We start from the raw sequence: 21,816 nt of genomic DNA, 5'->3' as shown, positions 1-21,816 counted from the left end.
GTCATAAGTGTAGACAAGAATGGCGGTATTCTACAGAACAAGCCCGATTTTTCCTATTGATACACAAGCATTTAAATGGAAGGCAGGCAAAACTCATGATAATTTAACCCTATCAATCCTTGAAAAGACACGCCCTGTACAGCAAACCCTGAGACCTGTATATTTGCTCGCTTTTTTTCATTACAAGGTTTACAAAACATAGGAAACTACATGGACACAACAGACGCACTGGTTGCTTTATCAAAGGCAATGCCCAAAACCGAACTTCACTTACACATCGAAGGCACCTTTGAACCAGAACAAATGTTTGCCATCGCACAACGCAATCAGGTGGACTTAAAGTACCACTCAGTTGACGCATTAAAAGCGGCCTACCAATTTACCAATCTACAAGATTTTCTCGACCTATATTACCAAGGCATGTCGGTATTACTTCATGAGGTCGATTTTTATGATCTCACTATGGCGTACCTTCATAAGATGCACAGTGAAAACGTAGTTCACGTCGAGATATTTTTTGATCCACAAGGCCACTTAAGCCGCGGCGTCGCATTTGCCGAGCAGGTCAATGGCATCCACCGTGCGCTGCAGGATGCCAAGCAGCAATGGGGAATGACCTTTAAACTTATTATGTCGTTTTTGCGACACTTGAGCGAAGAAAGTGCTTTCGAAACCCTTGAACTCGCTAAGCCATTTTTGCCTCTGATCGACGGTGTCGGCTTAGACAGCTCTGAAGTTGGGCATCCACCTGAAAAGTTTTTACGCGTCTTTGCGGCCTGTAAGCAGTTAGGATTAAAAGTCACCGCCCATGCAGGTGAAGAAGGGCCACCAGAATACGTTTGGCAGGCGATTGAGCAAATTGGCGTAGACCGCATCGATCACGGCAACCGAGCGCTTGAGGACGATAAACTGATTGAGGAAATTAAAAAACGCAACTTAACCTTAACCGTCTGCCCACTTTCTAATTTAAAACTTTGTGTTGTTACCGACATGACAGAACATCCTATCAAAAAAATGCTGTCGCTCGGACTGCAAGCCACTGTCAACTCAGACGATCCAGCCTACTTTGGTGGCTATATGAATGACAACTATGCGTCACTCATTCGTCAGACAAACATCAATAAAGAAGAACTATTGAAACTGGCTAAAAATGGCATTACTGGGAGCTGGATGGACGAAGAAACCAAGACGCATCATTTAAATCAACTAGAACAGCTTTTCGCCTAAGCTTGCCTTTGGAATTTCTTCAACGCAAATAACATCTTACTAGTCGTTTATAGGGCTCTATGTGGTAATATTCGGTTTTTTTACCACATAGAGCCAACTCCATGACCAGCACGTCCAATATTGATGATACTTTTTACCGCCAAGCCAGCAACGACCGTTACGACTACGTTTTAACCTTGATAAAAAAAGGGCATTCCATTTGGACGCTCGCCGACAACGAAGGCTGTTTAATCATCGACCTAGGCAGCGACAAGGTATTACCTATTTGGCCGTCGGAAGGTCTGGCGTTAGGCTGGGGCGAAAAAGAGTACTCAGGTTTTACTGGATTAGAAATACAAGCCACAGAATGGGCTGAAAAGTGGTTGCCCGGCATGCAGCAGGATGGTTTCTCTGTCGGCGTTGCTCCTAATCTTGCCGGTGAATGCATTGTTTCTTCTGCAGAAGAGCATGCCGCTGACCTGCAAAACTAAACGCAGAATTACCCCCTAATAGCTGTGAATTTTCAACAAATTCCACCTCATAACAGACAAACAACACTCGCAGTCTGCGTGTGTTTGTTTGCTGTAGTGATTATTTATTTTGCCCCTCTATTTGCACAAATAGGCAACGCGCTTTCACCTCAGCCAACCACAAGCACCATGGCGCTGAAAGTAACGAACACAGCGGAACATCATCACGCCAAAACACCTCTCGAAGAAACCAGCCGTCATCACTCTGTGATTGAGTCGACCCATACAGATCATTCCGGACATCATGGACATCATGGCACCATCGAAAGCATTAATCTGTTAGAGGCATGCGGCTACTGCTCGCTTCTGTTTCACCTTAACTGGATTGACTCAAGACCGTTTGAGCTCATTCCCTTGGCGCAATCCCTTTACCCAAAAGTGGCGACGCTAGCCACATCACACAAGCAATTCATTCCACACACCTCTAAACACGCGCGAGCACCACCTATCATCGCGTCCTAACACTTAAAATCTATTGCGTCGCCGTCGTTCTGATTCAATTCAAAACAGACACTTTTGCGCACGCCTTTTATTCCAAACAGAAAAGTGAGTACGTTTACTCAAAGGCCTTTTTTCGCCCTTTTCTACAGAACGAGAACATAAGATGTCGACACACACACCTCAAAAAGCCACTGAGGCTTCATCAAATGCCATGCTGCTGATCATGGCTCGGCTGCATTTTTATATTGGTTTTTTCGTTGGGCCATTTATTTTTATTGCGGCGCTCACTGGCACCCTTTATGTCATTTCTCCTCAAATAGAAAGCGCCCTTTATAAAGCGGTGTTAACCACTCAAAGCGTGGGTGAAAACGCCCCTTTATCACAGCAAATTGCCGCGGCAAAAGCACAATTACCGCAAGATTTAACGTTATTTGCTGTTCGTCCGGCACCAGAGCAAGGCAGCACAACACGAATCATGTTCCTTGATCCAAACGCGGAATATTCTGGGGCAAGGGCGGTGTTTGTTGACCCCGTGACCCTAGAGGTAAAAGGCAATTTACCCGTGTATGGCACCAGTGGTTCTTTGCCACTGAGAACAACCATCAGCTTTCTTCATAGACAGCTACTATTAAGTGAAATTGGTCGATATTACAGTGAACTGGCGGCTTCTTGGTTGTGGCTATCAGCGATAGGCGGTGTCTTTTTATGGTACAAAGGCGGCAAAAAAAACAAAGCAGAATTTGCCAACAAATCAAACCTCTTACGTAAACGCAGACGTCATTTCCAATTAGGTCTGGTGCTTTTTATTGGCTTAATGTTTGTCTCTATCACAGGATTAACCTGGTCTAAGTGGGCAGGTGACAACATTAGTACGGTTAGACACAGTCTTGGCTGGATTACGCCATCGGTTAATCAAGACCTTAATGCCGCTCCCGAAGACACCATGACATCGGACGAACACGCGGACCACCTAGATCATGCTAGTCACCATAGAACAGCTATCAAAAAACAACCGATGGAAAGATTCGAAAATGTAGACGTGTTATTTGATGGTGTTCTAAAAGCTGCAAAAGAGGCTGGTATTGACGCTGACAAGCTGGAAATAAGACCCTCTTCAACCAAAGATAAGGCTTGGCGAGTAAGTGAAATAGATCGTTCTTGGCCCACACAAGTGGATAGTGTTGCCGTGGATGCCAACACAATGACTGTCACCAGCCGCGCTGATTTCGATTCTTTTCCTTTGGTAGCTAAACTCATTCGCTGGGGTATTGACGCCCATATGGGCGTGCTTTTTGGTATCGCAAACCAAATCATCTTGGCTATATTTGGTCTTTCTTTGTGCCTGATGATTATTTGGGGTTACGCCATGTGGTGGATTCGTCGCCCACAAGCAGGCTCCACCGCTAAACCAGCCCTACAAGCGTGGAGCAAGCTCTCAATTCAACAAAAAATTATGACGTTACTCATCGCTATCGCTTTGGGTCTTTTCATGCCTGTGATGGGAATCAGTTTAATCGTGTTTTTATTGATCGATTGTTATCGCTGGAAATTACATTCAGCATAATATTAATAACCTCGTACCATGAGGATATGGGCACTGGCTGTGATAAGAAGCAACACCCAGTGCTTTTCTTATTTTTAAAATCCGAGTAATATTGCGTTGTCTTCAGAGCTTAATGTACGCACATGTATATAAAATAACAGCTTATAGATTAGCACCAGTACCTTTCTCACTGACTTATATCTACTCAAATCTCGATAAATCCCTTCCAACACAAGGCCTTTACTCAAGAATCTTTAAGATATTGTGTAGTGAAAACTCGCTTTCACTTGCTTATACAAATAGATTTCCTTGTTTTTTCATGGTAAATTCGCCCCACTATGGTGCACTTTTTGTGCGCAATCCTTTGAAATATTATTGGCATTGCCCATATCTGAAACGGTGTCACTCGACAGCCGCACCCTAGTAATCAAATAAAAATTACAAGCTCATTGAGCAAATCTTATTGAGGACTATCTATGCAAGCATTCATTGATTTCTTAAACGGAGTCATTTGGAGCCCAGCCCTGATCTATTTATGCCTAGGAGCAGGCTTATTTTATTCAATCTTGACACGTTTCGCACAAGTTCGTCATTTCAGAGAAATGTTGTCTTTGTTGTTCAACTCGAAAGAATCTGAAAAAGGGATTTCATCTTTCCAAGCTTTGGCCGTTTCTTTATCTGGTCGTGTGGGTACAGGTAATATTGCAGGGGTTGCAGCGGCCATTGGTTTTGGTGGTCCTGGTGCCGTTTTTTGGATGTGGGTTGTGGCCTTTCTTGGGGCGAGTACCGCCTACGCAGAATCAACATTAGGCCAATTATACAAAGTCAGCGAAAATGGCCAATATCGTGGAGGCCCCGCTTACTATTTTGAACGCTGTCTTGGCTGGAAATGGCTAGGCGTTCTATTTGCTTTTGCCTCTATTGTTGCTTGCGGTATCTTTCTTCCAGGAATTCAGGCCAACTCTGTTGGTAATGCGGTAACGCAGATCTTTGGCGAAGGCGTGATAGTTTCTAGCTCTTTCGGCGAAGTGGGTTCCACTAAATTGGTGGCCCTTGCGGTCATTCTGATCGTGTTGGCTTTTATCATTTTCGGTGGCATTAAGCGTATTGCTAACTTTACGCAAGTTGTTGTTCCCTTCATGGCTATGGGTTACATCGTCATGGCGCTGATTGTGGTCTTCCTTAACCTTGATAAAGTGCCAGGTATTTTTGGCCTAATCATTTCTGATGCCTTCACAGCTCAAGCTGGTTTTGGTGCGGCTATTGGTTGGGGTGTTAAACGTGGCGTTTACTCCAACGAAGCGGGACAAGGCACTGGTCCTCACGCTGCTGCAGCTGCTGAAGTGCAACACCCAGCACAGCAAGGTCTGGTTCAAGCGTTCTCTGTGTATGTCGATACGCTCTTCATTTGTACGGCGACCGCTCTAATGATCTTGATCACTCAGCAATACAACGTACAAGGCTCACTACCTGATGGCCAGTTCATCGTACAAAACGTTGATCCTTCAACCATCATAGCGTCTCCTGCTTTTACTCAAATGGCACTCGCCAGTGTATTTGGTAGCATTGGACCCGTTTTTGTTGGTATTGCTTTGTTTTTCTTCGCATTTACGACCATTTTGGCTTACTACTACATTGCTGAAACGAACGTAGCTTACTTGCGTCGTGCGTTGAACATTAATGTTTCCCTGACTTTTGTAAAACTATTGATTATGTTCATGGTCGCTTACGGCACGGTGAACACAGCTGGTTACATCTGGAATCTTGGAGACGTGGGTGTTGGCTTGATGGCGTGGTTGAACATTGTGGGTATCTTGGCCATTTTCTTCATGGCAAAACCTACTATGAAAGCCCTTCGTGACTATGAAGATCAAAAAGCTTCTGGTGTCACTGATTACACCTTTAATCCGAAAGCGCTTGGCATAAAAGGTGCGGATTTCTGGGAAAAACGCTATGAAAAACAGCAAGCTGAAAAAGAAGCCAACAAGTAGTCACTTTCATTGGTTTAAGCGATAACGCCTTGAACCAAAGGGCTGAAAATCAGACTTTTTAGCTTATAACAGAAAAGGCCAGATCAAATATTGATCTGGCCTTTTTTATCATCCATTAAAGCCTATTTTACATCCGTAATTTTTTTATCACCCTGCTCTCTCACCACCAAACAAATGATACAAAACAATGAAAATCACTTCCCACAACTGGTAAAATACAGTTATAAGGCTTATGGTTTATTGCTATATAATGAAATTCGAAATCAAAACTTAACTTTAGTCATTTTGTTGTTGATTTTACACAACCCACTGCTTAAAAGAGATTTAGCACTATGAAACAAAACGACTTTCGCAAACTAGGTTGCGCTGAGTGCTCAACAGGATGCGACTTAGACTTTGAATTCACTATGGCCTTCCAGCCAATCATTAACAGCAAAACCAAAACTGTTTATGCGCAGGAAGCCCTAGTGAGAGGTCTAAATGGTGAAGGAGCTTTTCATGTTTTCCAAAACGTGAACGACACCAACCGCTACCGTTTTGATCAAAGCTGCCGTGTCAAAGCCATTAAATTGGCTGCCGAATTAGAAATTTACAAAGACAGCTATTTAAGCATTAACTTTCTACCGAATGCCGTTTATAAGCCTGAACTTTGTATCAGAACCACGCTTAACGCAGCGGAAGAGTTTCAATTCCCTAAAGAAAAAATCATTTTTGAGTTTACAGAAAATGAACAAATCACAGACAGCTCGCACCTAGAAAATATCATACGATACTATCAATCGCAGGGATTTTTAACGGCTACGGATGACTTTGGTGCAGGGTTCAATGGCTTAAGCCAAATGGCTGACCTAAGAACAGACATCACCAAAATTGACATGGCTTTGGTAAGAAACATAGATAAAGATTGCAAACGCCAGATTATTGTCAAACATCTTGTTAAGATGTTTGAAGAGCTAAACATGATGGTGGTGGCTGAAGGTGTGGAAACCAAAGAAGAATATAAAGTCCTTGAAGACATGGGTATACACTTGTTTCAAGGATACTATTTTGCGAAGCCGAGTTTTGAATCCGTCGCAACAATACATTGGGGGGACTAAACCCTCAGGGCTTACACTGAATTAATTTGAAAGATTATTACTCAATTACCACAAGAGATTAAAAAAGCGGGACGAACAAGCAAATCCCGCTCCACTACATTTTTTGTTTATTTTTTGACCATCAAATCTTCTAATTTAAGGCCAGTTGCTTTGTGAATACTGCGCCATAAATAATAAAAAATACTCATCATCATGATCATTGATGGAATAGCAATCACTGGGTAACTGTACAAAGTCATTTGACCAAGCTCTTCATTGAACGCCGCTGTTCCAGCGGGGCTAGTTACAATCCATTTTGCCAACACGTAATTCATGACGGCAGAAAACGCAAAAGAGCCTGCAACAAAATACGTAGCATTCATCAGCTTTTTCTCAAAAATAGCCACGCTGTTATTCTCTTCAAGCTTCCTGTTGATCATATCCACATCCATAATGGCCGCATTGAACAACAATGCTCTAACCAATGGGTAAGGTGTAAACGTCGACACTAAAACGGCAATCCCTATGATCGCAGGAATAGTTGCTTCTTTAATGGCCAACCATTTGTTATCCAGCTCAAACAGACCAATACTGCCAGTTAACATGACACTGATTAAGCCTAGCAAGGCAATGAAATTGAATTTTTTATATTTAATTAACTCAAACGCCCCCCAACCCAAAGGAAAGGCCAACGCAACCATTAACCCACCCGTTACCCCCAGATTTTCATCGCCACTCAGCTTCATCAGAATAAAAGAAGGCAAGATAACACTAACAATAAGATCCACCATAGGGCGTGGTTTATGTGTTGCAGACTGATTCATACGTTACAATTCCAAGTTAATTTCAAATTCGTTAATAAGACCGCAAAGATAGCAGTTTTGTTCAACAATTATTAGACTATTAAAACACCGAAGCAGCAATTTACGGTATACTGAATTTTATCGTTACCTCCTTCATCACAGCCTATCTGAGTCTCTATGCCATTTTTAAAGTTGGGATTATCCAATCCCCTTGTACAAGCAATAAAAGCACTTGGTTACACAACCCCTACCCCTATTCAAAAAGAAGCCATTCCGGTTATTTTGTCCGGTAAAGACCTGATCGCCACCGCCCAAACTGGCACAGGCAAAACAGCCGCCTTTGTCTTGCCCATATTGGAAAACTTCATCCGTGACAAGCGACCAAATGGACAACCAAATAAAACTCAAGCCGTACGCGGCAAACGCATTAGAGCACTCATTCTTGTCCCAACACGGGAATTGGCCGTTCAAGTCGCGGCAAGCGTCAAAGACTACAGCAAACAGCTAAACATACATTCTATGGTAGTCTATGGCGGGGTTGACACAGAACCACAGAAACAGAGCTTAATTGAAGGTGTTGACATTTTAGTTGCAACGCCGGGAAGACTGCTTGATCTGGCCCATCAGCGTGCCGTGCATTTTGACGAACTCGAGGTCTTGGTCTTAGACGAAGCAGACAGAATGGTCGACATGGGGTTTGCGGAGGATATCAATAAAATCCTTGATCGCCTGCCAGAAGATCGCCAAAACTTGCTGTTCTCAGCCACCATGACTGACAGTGTTCGAGCATTGGCTTACGGCTTTACAGACAGTAAAGTGGGCCACCCTGCTGTAGAAATCTCTATTTCTCCGCAAATTAAAGCCGCCGCCAACATTGATCAATGGCTGATCACGGTCGATAAAGACACTAAATCAGCACTGTTAAGCCATCTGATCAAGGAACAAAAATGGGATCAGGCGCTTATTTTTATCGAGAAAAAACACGGCGCGGCCAAGTTAGTCGATCAACTGGCTAAACGGGGCATTATATCCGACTCCATTCATGGAGATCGAAGCCAAGCCATGCGCGAAAAGATTTTAGCACAATTCAAATCGGGAGAATTGAAGTACCTAGTGGCCACGGGGGTGGCAGCGCGAGGATTGGATATTGGTGAATTGAGTCGTGTCGTTAATTACGACTTGCCTTTTAAACCAGAAGAATACATTCACCGAATTGGGCGAACAGGTCGAGCCAACGCAAAAGGCGAAGCCATCTCTTTCGTTGCCATGGGAGATTTTAAAAACCTTTGCGCCATTGAGAGTCGCTTAAAACGCATTATCAAACGCAAAGAAATCGCTGGCTTTCCAGTCAGAAAAACCGTGCCTGTGTCTATTCTGAACTTTGTTCCCAAAAAGAAAAGCTAGCACTCTTACCTATTACACCAATCATTTGGTAGTAAGCAAATACCTAATCGAATAACAGATAAAAAGCCCGAACCGAGATACATCGGCTTGGCTCGGGCTTTTTCTTGTTCAACACACTCTCTTTAACAACGACTTTAACAACTACTCTGGATGCGAAAAAGACGCTAACAAGTCTTCATTAGTAGAAAATTGTTGCAATAAATCCACCAGCTTGGAGCTTCCCTCTACGGGCGTCAGTGTCGTCAGACTACGACGCAGCTTTTGCACGCTGCTGAGCTGTTTGGCATCAATCAACAGTTCCTCACGTCGAGTGCTGCTTTTTGAAATGTCCAACGCTGGGAAAATTCGGTGACTGGCAACCTCTCGTGAGAGCACAACTTCCATATTACCGGTTCCCTTGAACTCTTCGAAAATAACATCGTCCATACGGCTCCCAGTTTCAACCAAAATGGTAGCAAGAATGGTCAAGGAACCACCGTTTTCGATATTTCGGGCTGCGCCAAAAAGCTTACGCGGTATTTCTAATGCCCGCGTGTCTAAACCGCCAGACATGGTGCGACCACTGCTTTTGCGATCGGCATTATGCACGCGAGACAAGCGTGTCAAAGAATCAATCACTATCATCACATCATGACCTTCGCCCGCTTGAATGCGCGCTTTATCCAGTAGCTCATCCGCCACTCGCACATGCTGAGCATAACTTTCGTCAGAAGACGAAGCATGAACTTCAGCAGACACACTGCGTTTAAAATCCGTGACTTCTTCAGGCCTCTCATCAATCAGCAAAGCATAAAGCTTTACATCAGGGTAAGCCTTGCCAACCGCTTGGCAAATATTTTTCAACAAGGTTGTTTTACCAGAACCTGGTGGCGCGACAATTAAGCCTCTTTGCCCCATACCAATTGGCGTGATCAAGTCCATCGCCCTCATAGAAAGAGACGAAGAACCCTGCTCTAAACGAATACACGAAGAGGGATGAACTACCACACCGTTCATGAAGCGTTTTTGAGGATCATTGGCATAAAGGTCTTCTACAACCTCTTCCGTTACTGTCAAATCAGAAGAGCGCTTTCCTTTCAAACTTAATATTTTTCTAGGCATGGTGACGTGTTAAAACCTTGGATAAAGAAATGTCTAATTACTGTTCTGCCAGTCAATAGGCTCGTATATCAAACAGTTCGGAGTGATTAAATGCTTGGACGACAATAAATAGTTTTATGTCATTCTAATTTTTACGGTCTAATATTAGGGTGTAATATAGCCAAGACAGGGAAAAACTTAGTGTGACTATAATACACTGCTTTGCTGTATGCTGTTAAGGCTATCTACTGTTACAAATGACGACTATCAAAATTAACAATTGCCTTAACAAAACAAACTATGTTCGCAAATAAGTCATGACTAACAGCATAAGGTGTTTGACGAAAACATAGAACATCGCCCTACCAACGCCAAGTCAATAAAATCTAGAGTAAAATAGTACTGATAATATATGACTTTTATCTTTATAATAGTCACATTGAATGTATGTAAGAGACACGTCATGTTTTATGACCATGTTTTAGCGGGAGAGTAACTTTGTTGCGCCTGGATCTACAAAAGTTATTTTTGTTGCTAACCACAGCCACTGTTTTGTTGACGTTTGGCAACAGTTATTACGCCACCTATCAAGTCCAAAAGCAGTTAATGATAGACTCAACCTTAGAGTCTAATCGTGTCTATGCTGCAAAACTGGCTGAAACTACCAACAATTTTATAGCAAGTGCACAGCTACAACTCGCTTATAGTGCCGGTATCTTGGCATCAGACATGAGCAACATTGCCTTACTCGAAGCAGAAGCCAAGCGATTAAAACAACAATCCGATTTTTTTAACACCGTTGCCATTATTAACTCTGATGCGGTTATCGCCACAGTTTTTCCATACACAACTCCTGTTAAGGGCTTGGTTTTACCCAACAATGCTAGACAATCCTTTAATGCACGCCAATCGTTGGTTACAGACCCTTTTCTTTCTCCTTCAGGCAGTTACATTGTTAGCCTTTCCGAACCTATTTTCAGTAATGGTGGTGACTATTTAGGGTACGTGACAGGAACGATTTATCTACATAATAACAATGTTTTCTTTAAGCTTTTAGGACAACACTCTCATAATGATGGCTCATATATCTATGTAGCAAACAGAAATAGAGAACTTCTGTACCACTATGATCCAGAGCGTATTGGCGACCTTGTGAACGGTAATAGCGTCCTAGAAGCATCGATTAATGATCAACAAGGCAGCGCTATGGTGGTTAATTCCAAAGGTATTGCCATGCTGGCAGGCTATGCCCATATTGAGCGGGCCGGCTGGGGTGTGGTTGCCCAACGTCCTGTTGACAGTGTCATGGCTGAGTTAGATGTTCAGCTAACACAGGTTATCCTAAAAAGTCTTCCCATGCTGCTTTTCATACTCTTATCTATTTGGATAGCCAGCCGATATATCACTAAACCCTTACAAGCTTTAGCTCTATTCGCCAGCGATATGGACAAAAATCTCTCTCAAACACATATCAACCATATCAAAGCGTGGTATTTTGAGGTCAATTCTCTAAAACAAGCCATCTTGAGTGGGCTAGGGTCGTTGAACAACCGAATTAATCAGTTGCATGAAGACAGCAATACGGATCCACTAACTCAATTTTACAATCGACGTGGTTTAGTCAATATTTTAGACTCTTGGGAAGAAAAAAAGATCAGTTTTGCGGTTGTCGCCTTAGACATTGATCACTTTAAGGTGGTCAACGATACCCATGGTCACGATGTTGGTGACAAGGTGTTGCAACAACTGTGCGACCTAATTAGAGCATACCCACATGAAGGTGCGGTTTTCTGCCGTAGCGGTGGCGAAGAGTTTTTGATCATGTTACCGGAAGCGAGTGCTCAGGCTGCCTATCAATACGCCGAAGGGTTACGCAACCAGATAGCAAATGTCGACATGCCGACGGCGGGGAAAATTACCGTTTCCTTGGGAATTTCTTTATGGCGTGCCGAAGACAAGGATTGTAGTATCAAAACCGCCTTAAAAACCGCGGACATTGCGCTATATCAAGCCAAACGAAATGGCAGAAACTGCAGCATCATTGCGGAATAAGCCGCTTTAAAACATTCGTTATATCACTTTTTTTGTTTATTACTTTTTTGTTTATTACTTATCAGGTTTCTTATGCAACTCTCTCTCCCCATTGTTTTAGTGCTTGGGCTGCTTTCAGGCTTAACCCCTCTTGCCATTGACGCTTACTTACCCAGCATCCCTACTATTGCTAAAAGCTTAGAGACGGATATTAGCTATATTCAAATGACGCTCAGCATGTATCTGATTGTCTTTGCCTTACTGCAAATTTTATTTGGCCCCATTTCAGATGCGATTGGTCGACGAAAAGTGGTCGTGGGTGGATTGACGGTGTTTGCCCTTGGCAGTTTTGTGTGCGCCCTTGCCCCTAACTTTGAAATCCTCATGGTAGGACGGGCCATTCAGGCGTTAGGTGGTGCGGCCGTTGCCGTGTGTGTTCCCGCACTTGTCAAAGATGGCATGTCGATCAATCAGTTCGCTAAAACCATGTCGATGATTATGCTGGTGATGGCCATTGCGCCCTTAATCGCGCCAATACTAGGTGGTGCGATTTTAACCTTACTGAGTTGGCACTATATTTTTGTTTTTTTAGGCATTCTAGCCGGTATTGCCATTATCCTATTTTTACGCACCATTCCTGAAACCTTGCCTGTTGAAAAGCGGGTTCCCCTGTCTTTGCTGACCTCGATAAAAACCTATGGTTTGCTGCTCAAGAATAAACTCGTGGTGGGTTACCTTGTGGCTTCTGCATTTTACTTTGCTGGCATGATGAGCTTTATCACCGGCTCCTCCTTTGTCTATATTGAGCTGTACGGCGTTAATCCAGCCTATTTTGGGTTCATAGTGGGGCTTAACGTTATCGCCATGATGTTAGCGTCTACGATTAATGGGCGCTATGTAGAAAAATTAGGAACGCAAACACTGACACGCTTCGCTATTTTTGTTCCTCTTCTCTCGTCAGTCTTGATGATTACACTAAGCTTCTTTCATCAGCCACCTTTGGCGCTCATCGTCATCGCCAGCATTTTATTTATGGGGCCAATGGGCATATTGGGCAGTGGCTTTATGGCGGGCGCCATGAGAAACGCAGACGGCAATAATGGCAGCGTCACCGCTTTAGCCGGAACCTCTCGATTTGGTTTGGGCGCGGTCGCTGGTGTCGTGGTAAGTGTGCTGCACAATGGCACTTTCATTCCTATGTTAGGCACCATGGCAACATGCGGAATCATCGCCTTTACTTGCCTCAAAATCACGGAACACTACGCCGTTCAACACACTGAACATAAAAGCTAAAAACACAAAACCCATCTTTTAATACTGTGAATAGGAAATGGTCATGCTAAACACAAATACCTTACTTGAGAAAATCAACAGCACACCAGAGCAAGTTGAATTCAAGGAAGTGATTGAAGTAATTGAAAAAGAATACGATTTCACCCCTTCGGCTTTTTCTAATGGCCATCAACACAATGCAGCCAACGAAAACAATGGATCGTGTAAGCTCTTCTCCTTTGCGACGCTTCATGGATTGCCTGAGGAAAAAACACTGCACTTATTTGGTCACTTCTATCGTACTGACGTACTAGAAAACCCAGATGCCACAGATCATCAGAACATTCGTCAGTTTATGCAACACGGCTGGAAAGGCATCCACTTTGACACGTCAGCATTGGTTCAACGTTCAGGCGAATAACGCCTAAATGATCGCGCTTTACCCTAGAGCCTGATACATTGAACAATCTTTGTATCCGGCTGTCTTACTGAATATACGTCGCTTCATTAAATACAATGAGAGACATCATACTTGAAAAGGGGAAGTTATGGAGTTAGTGGCATTTGATCTCGATGGCACGCTGCTCAATCGACACCAGCGACTATCGCAATACACCATTGAAACACTCGAACGCCTTAAGTCTGCCGGTGTGTTTTATACCGTCGTTACAGGCCGCTCGCACTTTGCCGCTATGCCGTGTATTCAAGGGCACGCTTTTCCTAACTGGCAAATTTTTAAAAATGGGGTTGAATGGTGGAATCCTCAAAAACAGCACTATCGCCACAATAATCTACTCAGTCAAAACCACATCACCACCCTTTTGGATTCATTCAGAACTCACAAGGTCACACCGTATATTTTCTGCCTTGAAGAAGATGGCACCCACCGGGTGTATCATTCTGCTTTACAAGGCGGCTCTGACGATCGGATTGCTAAAGAACTGGGAAGCCATGAAAACATGAGCCTTCACCCCCTAGACGAGCTGTCTCACACGGCAAGAATCACTAACATCAGTGCCATGGGCCACCCAGAGATCATTAAAAACATCATTAAGGACGCCCATGGTCATGATCACTTAACGGCGTATTCTGGTGGCGGTATCTATGACCCTAATGCCTTCTGGTTAGACATTCATCACAGCAATGTCAATAAAGGGGCGGCACTGGCGGAACTAAAAGCAGAAATTGGTGCCAAAACAATACTGGCGTTTGGTGATGGGGATAACGACTTATCCATGTTTGAGGTAGCCGACGAAGCCTTTGCTACGGAAAACGCCGCTGAACACGTGAAACAAGCCGCCAGTCACTTAGTCGGTCATCATGATGAAGATGGTGTCGCTAAGTATTTACGAAAAAGATACGACCTTTGATGAAATAGTGAACTTCTATCAGCTGATTTTACGTAAGTAACTAGAAGACTTACACGAAGATGATCTAGCTCAGAAAAGACATCTATTGAACCAAAAAGCACCACAAATCGCTTTACCCTGTCACCATAATGCACCATGATGATGGTATGACAAATCAGTTTGGAGAATGACTATGTTAGTATTATTTATTGTTACCCTTGCAGCAATTGCTTGTTTGCTTGTCACCATCCAAAAACAAGCCATGCAACCTAAAGTAAAGTTGCAACCGATTAAGATAGAGCAAGAAGAGACGCGTCGTCGTATTCACCGCCGCATTCGTTAATGGCCTGTAAATCGATAAAAACCAAGCTTTGTTTTACAAATCTTGGTTTTTTTATGCCTTAATCCCGTACTCTTTCAATTTGTTTGCAATCGCACTGTGGCTCATACCAACGGCTTTTGCCAATCGCCTTGTGCTTGGAAAACGCGGATATAATTGTTTCAGCAAGCTAGCTTCCCAGTGTTTAGTCGTCTCTTCTAGTGAACCATTTAGCAAGGTCATCTCTACACTACTCCCCCTGTCTGGCAGTGAAATGTCATTGTCAGACCACTCTGCCCCTTTCGATAGCAAGGTTTGCAGACACACGTTATGTAGCTCTTGAAGATTGCCAGGCCAATCGTACAACGCCAGTTTTACCAAGGCCCCTTTGGAAATAGCAGGCACAGGCTTGCGATAACGCTCAGCCAAAGCAACCACACACTGCTTTAACAAACCTTCCAAGTCCTCTTTTCGATCCCGCAATGGCGGAACTGAGATTACTAGTTTCACCATGGAAAAATACAAGGCTTTATTTAATAGGGTGCCGCTGGCTAATTGGCTTTGGCTCAGTGAGGACACACAAATCAATCTCATACTGGGTTGCCGAGCAAGCCAGCTTACCATCTCAGATTGCGCACTCTCGTCCAAGCATTCAATGTCGTCTATCACCCACCATCCGGATTGATGCGCCATCTCAGCAAAAACCTGAGGCGTAACTTCACGAGCATGGCAACGTCGCTGTTGCGCGTCGCGATCTCCCTGTCGTTTGTACCAATATTGAAATAAAGCGTCGATCAAGTCTCGCTTACCTGTGCCCACTTCCCCTTGTACCAACATGGGAACGGATACCTCAGCAAATGCCTTGGCCTGATGCAGGGTATTTCTCATCGCCGTACTTTTGATCAATGTAGGATCAAAATAAGCCTCAAAGGGGTTATCTGCGTCTGGGGCTTGTTTTAAACGTTCGGCCTGTCGATCTAAACGAGCTTTGGATTTCACATAGATGACAGTACCAGCAGGAATGGATACGCCATCATCATCGCAGACATAAATGGGCTTCATCTCCAGCAGCAAGGGCTTATCACGAATCTGTATGCGTTTTGTCACGCCATTTTGAGGGTTCGCCCACATTTCTTTCGAAAAATGAAGATCCTTGATGCATTGTTGCAAAGGTTTGTGCAAAAGTGCTGATATCGGCATTTTTAAATCTTCTGCAGCCAATTCTGTCACCATGGTAATCTGACCTTTTAAATCGACAGAAATGACGCCATCGGGCAACGCCTCTAATAAAGTGTACAAGGCATTGTGCTCTCGTTCAGACGGGGTGAACATCACCGTTTTAACGTCTTCAACACTGTCTAAACGGCGTATATCGGCCAATAAACGCTGCAGTTTAGGAAACGGAATATCTGAAAAACCACAATAAAGACAACGACGCTTGGTATCCACCTCAACCAAACGCAAATCAATTTGATAAGGGATAAAAAGATCAAGGGCTTCGCGCACCATGCCAATTCTATCTTCACATTGTATTTCTAGTCTCATGGTCTTTCTCTCACGTCAAAGCAGGACCCTAGAGCGCCCTTGGACTGGCCCGCTTCTCTTTCGAGCTTAATAATAATAAGTTTTGCTGCGGAGCAAAGGTTTCGTACAAAGGCAATACCGCCGCGCCTAATACTCCAGCCGTATGACCTGTCTGCGCACTGCGTATTTCAGGCAAGGACAACATGCTGTGGGATTGTAAAGTACGCTCAACGCAATCAATAAAAGCGTTTAAGACGCGCGTTGGCAAGCGTCCGCCAATAAGAATCGCCTCTGGGTCATACAAAGCGACCACGGACGCCAAAGCGGGCGTCACTTCTAACGCGACTTCATAGCTCCATTGATCAATAATGTCATCGTATTGATCTTGGTTCCAAGCATCGCTCGTTGTTGGCCACTCAATCCGCTTTTCAATAAAGTAACGCCGTAAAGAGGACAAAGACAAGGCCTCTAAAATCCATTGCCCGTGCTTACCCGTCGCTGAGGGAATCAATCCAAAACTGCCTGCGTTGCCATTTGCGCCAGAATAACACTCACCGTTGGCAACAAAACTGCCGCCACACGCCGTACTGATAAAAAGGTAAAAGAAATGGCGTGGTGGTATTTGCGAGGACAAAAGCAATTCACTCGTGGCAGCAGCGACGGCGTCGTTCTGACAAAAACACGTCAGGCCAGTTAATTGTGCCAACCAAGACTCAAAAGCCTCAGACTGCCAATAGGCCAAGGCGTCTTTTAACCCGTCTAAATTCGCCCGTTGATCCGAATCCGTGACTAAGGTTTCTAGCCAAGAATCCATGTAATCCGGTTTGGCCAACCCCACCCCTTGAACCTTGTTCCAATCCGCTCCTAAAGTCGCCTTTACCTCTTCAATCAAGTCACGGGCGATTTTCTTGGCAAGATCCTCTGTCGGGAAAGACACCATACGTTCCAGTGATAAAATACAAGCACCGCTGAAATCGAGCAAAGCCGCACTGATGTGATCTCGATCAACATTAATACCCAATCCATAAGCGCCCTGCTTGTTGATGCTCAACTTAACGGAAGGCTGCCCACGACGGCCTTTTACCTTGCCGTCAATCTGTAACAACTGCCGTTCAAGCAAAGACGAGGTAATCACCGAAATGGTTTGCGCACTCAGCCCGGTGCGCTCTGCAATGCTCACACGAGAAATCTCAGGATGCTGTCGAGCCAAATGCAAAATAATGCGCTCGTTATAAATACGGCCTTGTTCCGAGGTACTGCCTGACGACTTCATATTCCCTACTCTTATATTATGCCCGTACGCTAAACTCTATTATTAAATAAATCTCATTGATTTAATAATACAACCGATTAAGATGGTAAGTAAGCACTCGATCTAACAAACCATCTAAACAAAAATAAAAAGGCTCCTAGTATACAACAGAGCCAATGCAAAGGACGAAACCATGGCTGCTTTTCCCGCATTTAAATCCGTCGATTTTTTAAAAGACCACATCCAAAAGACGATGCATTTTTACCATCCACACTGTATCGACCCAGCAGGAGGATTTTTCCATTTTTTCAAAGACAATGGCGACATTTACGATGCAGACACTCGTCATCTCGTCAGCAGCACGCGTTTTATTTTCAACTATGCAAAAGCCTATCAAGCCGAAGGCAAGCAAGCGTATCTCGATGCCACTCGCCATGGGCTAACGTTTTTGCGCGAACGACATCGTCGAGAAAATGGTGGCTATGTCTGGCTACTCAGTAAAGAGCACAATCTCGACGAAACCAACCATTGTTACGGCTTTGCTTTTGTGATGCTGGCTTACGCCACGGCTTGTCAAGCTGGGATAGAAGAAGCCACTCCCTGGATAGAAGAAACCTTCAATACTATGGAAGAACATTTTTGGGACGAAAAGTTTGGCCTCTACAAAGATGAAATTTCCAGTGATTGGCAAAACGTTTCCCCTTACCGTGGTCAAAACGCCAACATGCACAGCTGTGAAGCACTGCTTGCCGCCTATGATGCCACACAAGAAAGTCGCTATTTAGAACGCGCCACCCTCATCGCCAAGCACATTTGCCAACGCCAAGCCGCATTAGCGGGTGGTGAGATTTGGGAACACTACACGCCAGATTGGCAAGTGGACTGGGATTACAACAAAGACAACCCCAAACACTTATTCCGCCCATGGGGCTTTCAGCCCGGCCACCAGACAGAATGGGCCAAACTGCTCTTATTGATCCATCAGCGCTCACCGCTTGATTGGCTGATTCCTACCGCTCAAACATTGTTTGACTCCGCGTGGAACAAAGCCTGGGACAAGACAAACGGTGGTCTATGTTACGGTTACGATCCAGAAGGTAACATTTGCGACGGCGACAAATATTTTTGGGTGCAAGCAGAATCCTTTGCCGCTGCCGCCATGCTCGCCATCCTAACCAAAGAGACGCACTACTGGGAAAAATATCAGCAATTGTGGCAATACAGCTGGTCCCACATGATTGACCATGAATACGGCGCTTGGTTTCGAATCTTAACTCAAGACAACCAAGCCTTTGATGATTGCAAAAGCCCTGCCGGAAAAACCGATTACCACACCATGGGGGCCTGCTATGAAGTCATCGCGCAATTGATACATTAGTCTTACATACCCCCACTAACTGTAGGAGATCATTCTATTCATTACTAAAATGAAGTATGATGCAGCCCCTACGTTAGTGGACACGGGCTCTTTCCCCTATGCAGTTAGACAAAATAGATCTCAACTTACTTCGTTATCTAGACTCCTTACTACGGGAGCAAAATGTCACCCACGCCGCGAATCAGCTGGGCATTACCCAACCCGCAATGAGTAATGGATTACGTCGTTTAAGGGATTTATTTCATGATCCGCTCTTAGTGAGAACCAGCGATGGCATGATGCCCACCGCCCTCGCCATACAACTACAGCCACGCGTTCAAAGCATTCTACAAGCGGTCGATGAAGTACTGCATCTTGGGCAAAATTTTGAAGCGGGCTCTAGTTCGCGGGTGTTTCGCATCATGGCCAGTGACTACGCAGAAGCCACACTGATACCGCCGCTGATGAAAAAACTGCAAGACGAAGCTCCTAACGTAATACTGGATGTGATGAACCCAAGCGACGTTAGCTTTCATGACGTTGAAAAAGGCAAGGTGGATCTGGTTATCAATCGTTTTGATGCACTACCACAGTCTTTCCATCAAAAATCCGTTTGGGTAGATCATTTTTCTTGTTTGGTGCCCGCCGATTCAGAGATTGCCAACAACTTTTGTTTGGAAACTTACCTCGCCTCTCCCCATGTATGGGTTAGCAAAACGGGGTTTGGCGTTGGCGTTGGCATTCAACCAGAGGAAGTACAAAAACTGGGCTGGGTGGATGGCACACTTGCTGACTTAGGTTTCAAACGCAACATTCGTTTGTTTACACGCAACTACAATGTGGCGATGCGCGCCACTGAACAGCTTGGTCTGATCGCCACTTTACCCTCGTTAGCTACACGCCTAATGAAAGATAACAGCAGTGTTGTTGTACTGCCACCGCCCTTTGACATCCCTCCAGTAGAATTAAAAATGCTGTGGAGCCCTCTATTGCAGCATGATCCTGGCCATATTTGGCTGCGCAACACCATAGCGGGTTGTGCCAGAACCATTGCTGAAAACAACAATTTGTAACCCCATAATGAAGAAACAAAAAAACGAGCGCTAGGCTCGTTTTTTTATCAATGTAGTTAATTTAGTCGTTTTACCCTACTACATAGTATTCAGCTGTTGCGCCGACTCTTCTGCGTTTGACACCGTTCTTTTCAGATCGGTAATGTGCCCGTCCTCAATGCTGTAACACCAGCCATGTACATGCAGTTCTTGACCTATCTTCCAAGCATTTTGCACGATACTACTCTGGCAAACATTAGCGACTTGCTCCACCACGTTTAGCTCACACATACGGTCAAAACGCGCCTGTTTGTTCTCAATCCCATCCAGCTCTTCGCGATGTAAGCGATACACATCTTTAATGTGACGCAACCAGTTGTCTATCATGCCATGCTCTTCTGTTCCCATAGCCGCTTTAATGCCACCGCAGCCATAATGACCAACAACCATAATGTGCTTCACTTTTAAAACATCCACCGCAAACTGAATCACGGACAAGCAATTTAAATCTGTGTGAACCACCACGTTCGCAATATTGCGATGAACGAACACCTCACCCGGCAAAAGGTCGACAATTTGGTTAGCAGGAACTCGACTGTCTGCACAGCCAATCCAAAGATATTCGGGTCTTTGCTGTTTTGACAGTGTGGTAAAAAACTCAGGGTCTTCTTTGGTTACCTTCGCCGCCCACTGGCGATTATTACTAAACAATTCGTCAAGATGACTAGACATAAAATAACCTTAATGTTTTTTTTGGTACCAGCGAAATTTGATATCTGCGGTAAGTGTCAAGCTATCATGCTGTTTTAGCAATTCTCGACCTTCATAAGAAGCTTTGTGCATATGAGGTGTCATACTGAGTAATTGCTGAATCTTTTCTTGAGAGTCTAGAGTGATAAAAAAGCGTTTAGATGATTCACTGATCAACCCAAAATCGGCTAATTCAGAAGCAAAAGTAGGCTTGTATTCGTGAATGGCAGGATACAGTATTTTGCGCAATTCAATCAGATGATCTTCCCCTGACTCAACCAACAATAACACGCCGCTTTCACTCAAAACACGAGAGAACTCGGCAAATACAGGGAAACCAAATAAACACAAAACGGCGTCAAAACGTTCATTGGGCATGGGCAAACGCGCATTACTGGCCACCAGCCAGCTCACGTCTTTATCGCGTTTACTGGCAGCGGTAACGGCCCATTTAGAAATATCTAATCCAACGCGGTCGGTCACAATACCCTGGGCCGTAAAAAGGCGCCCTATTTCATTCAAATAATAGCCCTCTCCACAGCCCGCATCCAAAATACGTAGATCACCACGTAAATTGTCTTCTGGCCAAGAAGACAAAATGGTCTCAACGATCGGAAAATAATGCTGTTGATTCAGAAAAGCCTGTCGTGCCGCGACCATCTCCTTGCTGTCACCAGGATCTTTTGAGCGTTTATTTTGCACAGGGAGAAGGTTCACATAACCGCTTTTAGCGAGATCATAGGTGTGCCCATGGGGGCAAATCAGACTGCGCTCATTGCGATGTAAGGGCGCTAAGTCTATCGGACAAGAAAGGTTATTCAGGATTGGCACAAGAT

20 protein-coding genes are annotated in these 21,816 nt (G+C 44.3%); 14 read left to right on the top strand and 6 right to left on the bottom strand.

Features of this window, described 5'->3' with window-relative positions:
• Nucleotides 1-210: 210 nt before the first annotated feature.
• From EBI00_RS12075 to EBI00_RS12045, 6 genes are all read left to right on the top strand, one after another.
• On the top strand, nucleotides 211-1,227 hold the full coding sequence (locus tag EBI00_RS12075) for an adenosine deaminase (RefSeq protein ID WP_123096192.1): 1,017 nt from the start codon (nucleotides 211-213) through the stop codon (nucleotides 1,225-1,227).
• A gap of 101 nt (nucleotides 1,228-1,328) precedes the next feature.
• Complete coding sequence (locus EBI00_RS12070) at nucleotides 1,329-1,697, top strand: DUF2750 domain-containing protein (RefSeq protein ID WP_123096191.1); 369 nt, start codon at nucleotides 1,329-1,331, stop codon at nucleotides 1,695-1,697.
• A gap of 24 nt (nucleotides 1,698-1,721) precedes the next feature.
• Nucleotides 1,722-2,198 carry a DUF2946 domain-containing protein gene (locus EBI00_RS12065; RefSeq protein ID WP_338322922.1) on the top strand — a complete coding sequence of 159 codons (477 nt, stop codon included), beginning with the start codon at nucleotides 1,722-1,724 and terminating at the stop codon, nucleotides 2,196-2,198.
• A gap of 142 nt (nucleotides 2,199-2,340) precedes the next feature.
• Complete coding sequence (locus EBI00_RS12060) at nucleotides 2,341-3,741, top strand: PepSY-associated TM helix domain-containing protein (RefSeq protein ID WP_123096189.1); 1,401 nt, start codon at nucleotides 2,341-2,343, stop codon at nucleotides 3,739-3,741.
• Nucleotides 3,742-4,196: 455 nt separating this feature from the next.
• Nucleotides 4,197-5,711, top strand: coding sequence for an alanine/glycine:cation symporter family protein (locus EBI00_RS12055; protein WP_123096188.1), 1,515 nt, complete (start codon nucleotides 4,197-4,199; stop codon nucleotides 5,709-5,711).
• A gap of 332 nt (nucleotides 5,712-6,043) precedes the next feature.
• On the top strand, nucleotides 6,044-6,808 hold the full coding sequence (locus EBI00_RS12045; protein WP_123096186.1) for an EAL domain-containing protein: 765 nt from the start codon (nucleotides 6,044-6,046) through the stop codon (nucleotides 6,806-6,808).
• 107 nt (nucleotides 6,809-6,915) lie between these two features.
• On the opposite strand, the gene EBI00_RS12040 is transcribed toward EBI00_RS12045, so the two are convergent.
• Nucleotides 6,916-7,611, bottom strand: coding sequence for a VC0807 family protein (locus EBI00_RS12040; protein WP_123096185.1), 696 nt, complete (start codon nucleotides 7,609-7,611; stop codon nucleotides 6,916-6,918).
• Nucleotides 7,612-7,767: 156 nt separating this feature from the next.
• On the opposite strand from EBI00_RS12040, the gene EBI00_RS12035 reads away from it, so the two are divergent.
• Nucleotides 7,768-8,994 carry a DEAD/DEAH box helicase gene (locus EBI00_RS12035; protein WP_123096184.1) on the top strand — a complete coding sequence of 409 codons (1,227 nt, stop codon included), beginning with the start codon at nucleotides 7,768-7,770 and terminating at the stop codon, nucleotides 8,992-8,994.
• Between the two features lie 141 nt (nucleotides 8,995-9,135).
• On the opposite strand, the gene rho is transcribed toward EBI00_RS12035, so the two are convergent.
• Nucleotides 9,136-10,095, bottom strand: a complete 960-nt coding sequence (gene rho, locus EBI00_RS12030; RefSeq protein ID WP_123096183.1) for a transcription termination factor Rho — start codon at nucleotides 10,093-10,095, stop codon at nucleotides 9,136-9,138.
• Nucleotides 10,096-10,572: 477 nt separating this feature from the next.
• Between rho and EBI00_RS12025 the strand changes: the two genes are divergently transcribed.
• From EBI00_RS12025 to EBI00_RS16005, 5 genes are all read left to right on the top strand, one after another.
• Entirely contained in the window at nucleotides 10,573-12,126 is a 1,554-nt protein-coding gene (locus tag EBI00_RS12025) for a sensor domain-containing diguanylate cyclase (protein WP_123096182.1), read from the top strand.
• A 72-nt stretch (nucleotides 12,127-12,198) separates the two neighbouring features.
• Entirely contained in the window at nucleotides 12,199-13,398 is a 1,200-nt protein-coding gene (locus EBI00_RS12020) for a Bcr/CflA family multidrug efflux MFS transporter (protein WP_123096181.1), read from the top strand.
• Nucleotides 13,399-13,441: 43 nt separating this feature from the next.
• Nucleotides 13,442-13,798, top strand: coding sequence for a HopJ type III effector protein (locus EBI00_RS12015; RefSeq protein WP_123096180.1), 357 nt, complete (start codon nucleotides 13,442-13,444; stop codon nucleotides 13,796-13,798).
• 127 nt (nucleotides 13,799-13,925) lie between these two features.
• Nucleotides 13,926-14,747 carry an HAD family hydrolase gene (locus EBI00_RS12010; RefSeq protein ID WP_123096179.1) on the top strand — a complete coding sequence of 274 codons (822 nt, stop codon included), beginning with the start codon at nucleotides 13,926-13,928 and terminating at the stop codon, nucleotides 14,745-14,747.
• Nucleotides 14,748-14,919: 172 nt separating this feature from the next.
• On the top strand, nucleotides 14,920-15,069 hold the full coding sequence (locus tag EBI00_RS16005; protein WP_158600754.1) for a hypothetical protein: 150 nt from the start codon (nucleotides 14,920-14,922) through the stop codon (nucleotides 15,067-15,069).
• 51 nt (nucleotides 15,070-15,120) lie between these two features.
• Here EBI00_RS16005 and EBI00_RS12005 read toward each other — a convergent pair whose 3' ends face one another.
• Nucleotides 15,121-16,590, bottom strand: a complete 1,470-nt coding sequence (locus EBI00_RS12005) for a TyrR/PhhR family helix-turn-helix DNA-binding protein (protein WP_123096178.1) — start codon at nucleotides 16,588-16,590, stop codon at nucleotides 15,121-15,123.
• A gap of 28 nt (nucleotides 16,591-16,618) precedes the next feature.
• On the bottom strand, nucleotides 16,619-17,842 hold the full coding sequence (locus EBI00_RS12000; RefSeq protein ID WP_123096177.1) for an ROK family transcriptional regulator: 1,224 nt from the start codon (nucleotides 17,840-17,842) through the stop codon (nucleotides 16,619-16,621).
• A 172-nt stretch (nucleotides 17,843-18,014) separates the two neighbouring features.
• Here EBI00_RS12000 and EBI00_RS11995 point away from each other — a divergent pair, with 172 nt between their 5' ends.
• Both EBI00_RS11995 and EBI00_RS11990 read left to right on the top strand, forming a co-directional pair.
• Nucleotides 18,015-19,199: an AGE family epimerase/isomerase gene (locus EBI00_RS11995; protein ID WP_123096176.1), complete on the top strand. Its 1,185-nt coding sequence runs from the start codon at nucleotides 18,015-18,017 to the stop codon at nucleotides 19,197-19,199.
• Nucleotides 19,200-19,297: 98 nt separating this feature from the next.
• Nucleotides 19,298-20,251, top strand: coding sequence for a LysR family transcriptional regulator (locus tag EBI00_RS11990; RefSeq protein ID WP_123096175.1), 954 nt, complete (start codon nucleotides 19,298-19,300; stop codon nucleotides 20,249-20,251).
• Between the two features lie 78 nt (nucleotides 20,252-20,329).
• Here EBI00_RS11990 and can read toward each other — a convergent pair whose 3' ends face one another.
• The gene (gene can / locus EBI00_RS11985) at nucleotides 20,330-20,962 is read right to left on the bottom strand and encodes a carbonate dehydratase (RefSeq protein WP_123096174.1); all 633 of its coding nucleotides are present in this window, start codon (nucleotides 20,960-20,962) and stop codon (nucleotides 20,330-20,332) included.
• Between the two features lie 9 nt (nucleotides 20,963-20,971).
• Nucleotides 20,972-21,811, bottom strand: coding sequence for a putative RNA methyltransferase (locus tag EBI00_RS11980; RefSeq protein WP_123096173.1), 840 nt, complete (start codon nucleotides 21,809-21,811; stop codon nucleotides 20,972-20,974).
• Nucleotides 21,812-21,816 lie beyond the last annotated feature (5 nt).

It is taken from the genome of Marinomonas hwangdonensis (assembly GCF_003721245.1).
Taxonomy (GTDB): domain Bacteria; phylum Pseudomonadota; class Gammaproteobacteria; order Pseudomonadales; family Marinomonadaceae; genus Marinomonas; species Marinomonas hwangdonensis.
The sequence above is the reverse complement of the archived record's forward strand: the minus strand, read 5'-3'. Positions and strand labels throughout refer to the sequence as shown.